This window comes from Gemelliphila asaccharolytica, from assembly GCF_001553005.1.
In the GTDB taxonomy this organism is placed as follows: Bacteria; Bacillota; Bacilli; order Staphylococcales; family Gemellaceae; genus Gemelliphila; species Gemelliphila asaccharolytica.
The window spans coordinates 1-3,792 of record NZ_KQ959880.1 but is presented as its reverse complement, the minus strand read 5'-3'; the positions used below and the strand labels follow the sequence as shown (position 1 = coordinate 3,792).

The following is a 3,792-nucleotide window of genomic DNA, read 5'->3' as shown; positions in this document are numbered from 1 at the left end:
AGCTAAATTAAAACAAGCAGTTAATGATATAGTTTTATCTAAAGCATTTGATAATGGTATGATATGTGCTTCTGAACAAGCAGCTATAGTTGACAAAGAATTATATGATGAATTTATTACTACAATGAAAAGTCATAGAGTTTATTTTGTAAGCAAAAAAGAAAAAGCAATGCTTGAAAAATTATTATTTGGAGTGGAAGCTAAATCTGAAAATTGTGCAGGAGCAAAATTAAATTCTAAAATAGTAGGTAAACCTGCTACTTTAATAGCAGAATGGGCAGGATTTAAAGTGCCAGATGGTACAGTTATTTTAGCAGCTGAATGTAATGAAGTTGGAATAAATGAACCATTAACAAGAGAAAAATTGTCTCCAGTATTGGCTGTAATAAAATCAAAAGATACAAAAGATGGATTAGAAAAATCTCGTCAAATGGTAGAATTTAATGGGCTTGGGCATACAGCAGCTATACACACTCAAAATGAAGATGTAGCAGAACAATTTGGAAAAATAGTAAGAGCTTGTCGTATAGTATGGAATTCTCCATCAACATTTGGAGGTATAGGAGATGTTTATAACGCATTCATACCATCTTTAACTTTAGGATGTGGAAGCTATGGAAGAAACTCTGTTTCAGGAAATATCTCTGCTATAAATTTAATAAATACAAAACTTATAGGTAGAAGAAATAATAATATGCAATGGTTTAAAGTGCCACCAAAAGTATATTTTGAACCAAATGCAATTAAATATTTAAGAGAAATGGAGGGTTTAGAAAGAGTGATGATCGTAACTGACGAATCTATGGTTAAATTAGGATTCGCTCAAAAAGTTATAGATCAACTTCACAAACGTAAAAATAAAGTACAAGTTCAAGTATTTGACGGAGTAGAACCAAACCCTGATATAAAAACAGTAGAAGCTGGAGTTCAATTAATTAATAGATTTAAACCAAACGCAATAGTGGCGTTAGGTGGTGGATCAGCTATGGATGCTGGAAAAATTATGTGGTTATTCTATGAAAGACCAGATGCAGACTTTAATGAATTGGTTCAAAAATTTGCAGATATAAGAAAACGTACAGTAAAATTCCCTCATTTAGGAGAAAAAGCTAAATTTATAGCTATAGCAACAACATCAGGAACAGGGTCAGAAGTAACACCTTTTGCAGTAATTTCAGACAAAGCAATTAATAAAAAATATCCTTTAGCAGACTATGCACTAACACCAAATGTAGCAATAGTTGACCCTAATTTAGTTTTAACAGTACCAGCGAAACCAACAGCTTCAACAGGTATGGATGTACTTACTCACGCTACAGAAGCTTATGTTGCAACCCTTGCAAACGACTATACTGACGGTCTTGCATTAAAAGCAATAAGACTTGTGGCTGACTATTTAGAAAAATCAGTAAAATATGCTGATAGAGAAGCTAGAGAAAAAATGCACAACGCTTCATGTATGGCAGGAATGGCATTCTCAAATGCGTTTTTAGGAATTTGTCACTCAATGTCTCATAAAATGGGAGGAAGATTCCACACAATACACGGAGAAACAAATGCGACTCTTTTACCATATGTAATTAAATACAATGGTACACGTCCAGGAAAAGTTTCTTTATGGCCAAAATATGAACACTATCAAGCAGCTGAAAGATATCAAGATATAGCTAAAATGTTAGGATTAAAAGCCTCAACACCAGAAGAAGGTGTAGAATCATATGCTCAATGGGTATATGAATTAGGAAGAAAAGTAGGTACACCTATGGCATTTAAAGAACATGCTTCATTTACAAAATTTGGACACACACATGAAGAATTTTTATCAGCCCTATCTCAAGTAGCATTTGATTCATTTGAAGACCAATGTACTCCAGCAAATCCACGTCTAGCAATGATAACTGACATGAAAGGAATGTTAGAAGCGGCTTGGTATGGGTATGGAGAAAAAAAATATAACGAAAAAATATAGTTAAAATTACTAAAAACTCCTTTCTCCATCAATCCTGCGATGGAGAAGGGAACATATATAAACTTATCTTAAAAATATATTCACCCATAAAATAAGATAAGAAAAAAATAATTAATCACTTAAAATTTAATGAAAAGCAAGAAAATGTAACTTAAAATTCCCTCATAATAAGTATAAAAATTCATTAAATTATAAAGAAAAACAAAAACTTTTCTTATTAGAATCAACCCACAGTTTTAATAAGAAAAACAATAAAAAATTTCCCAAATCTTTAATTTATAATGAATCTTTCGTTATAAAAAACATAAACTAAAAATCACCCATAATTTAGAAAAGTGTTTTAAAAAAAGATTTTAATAACAGAAAATTTATAATTTACATTAAAAAATCCCCATAAATCCTATTGTGAATATAAATTTAAAATTCTGTATATTGAAGGAAGAGGAAAAAAAGAAAATAAATAAAGGTCAGAATATCTTTATAAAAGAAAGGTATTTTGACTTTTTTATATAAATAAAAAAAATTATATGATATAGTTGATATAGTAAAGTAAATATTAAATGAAAGAATACAAAAAAATGAAAGTTTTTGAACCAACCTTGTCAGCCTCTAAAATAGCTTATCAGATAGAGGCTATGAAGATACTAAATAGCAATAAAAAAGTTATTTTAAAATATGTAAATACACTAAAAAAAATGAATTCTTTTCCTAAAGAATTAGATTATATAACAAGTTTTTATGATAAAAAAACAGGAAGTAGTGGCTGTTTTTTTGAAAATAAAAAAAATAATCAATATATATTAGCATATTCTGGGACAAATCCTTATGCAGACTTATTAAAAGATATGGAAACTAATATTTATGATATAGCTCTAGGGCAAGGAGCACACTATAATGTATGTTTTAAATTTTATAGTAGATTAAGAAAAAAATATGGGGAAAATATAGTTTTAACAGGGCATTCTTTAGGGGGTAATATAGTTCAAAGAGTAGCGATAGAGTACAATGTAAAAAAATCAGTAATTTATAATTCAGCTCCTTTATATATAGAAAATGGAGTAGAAATATTTATGAAAAAAAATGAAGAAAATTTTCCTTTATATAAAAAAAGAATAAAAAGATACAAAAAAAACAAACAAAATATAGAAAATAAAATATCATCTTTCACAGGGGTGATTATTCACATATCTTCAGAAGAAGATATACTGAATAAAATGTTATCTAAACTAAATACTAATGCAGTTTTTTGCCATAAAAGATACATAATAAAAAATGCTGGGAAACACACTATAAAGGCATTATCTAAAAATAATAGTGATATTATAAAAAAGATAGTTGACGGTAAATTAGAAAATGACAAGAGAATAGAGAAAAATTACAAATGTGATGCTGAACATATAGATAGAAAAAAAGAAGAATTGAAAAAAGGTTCGATAAATGAAAAGGCCTCTTTAGAATATTTCACTTCTTTATTTTTAGAAAAACCTGCTGTTTTAGATTTTATGGACGGTATTTTTTCTGATATAGAAATAAGTCAGTTTATAAAAAAGATGCTAAAATGATAAAACAAAATGAAACCATTACGATTTGTTAACGTAAGATACCTTTCGTCCAAAATGAAACCATTACGATTTAATAAAAATCAAAAACGCAGTATTTAAAACAAATTAACCGTACAAAACAAAGCAAATCGTAATCATTTCTTTCGACAAAATCATATTGACATAATAGATAAATCGTAATAGAATAAAAATATAAGAAAGAAGGACAAAAAAGGAGGAAAAGAAAATGGTAGAATGTAAATGTGGTTGTGAAAAATGTAA

At 28.3% G+C, this 3,792-nt stretch carries 2 protein-coding genes; both read left to right on the top strand.

Annotated elements, in window-relative coordinates; genetic code table 11:
* A partial coding sequence (gene adhE, locus HMPREF1871_RS03610) for a bifunctional acetaldehyde-CoA/alcohol dehydrogenase (RefSeq protein WP_066130164.1) occupies window positions 1-1,969 on the top strand: 1,969 nt, incomplete at its 5' end.
* Window positions 1,970-2,529: 560 nt separating this feature from the next.
* The gene (locus HMPREF1871_RS03605) at window positions 2,530-3,531 is read left to right on the top strand and encodes a Tle-like phospholipase domain-containing protein (protein WP_066130162.1); all 1,002 of its coding nucleotides are present in this window, start codon (window positions 2,530-2,532) and stop codon (window positions 3,529-3,531) included.
* Window positions 3,532-3,792 lie beyond the last annotated feature (261 nt).

Coding starts and splice junctions, on each gene's coding strand:
- HMPREF1871_RS03605 (WP_066130162.1), top strand. CDS start 2,530: ATGAAAGAATACAAAAAAATGAAAGTTTTTGAACCAACCTTGTCAGCC.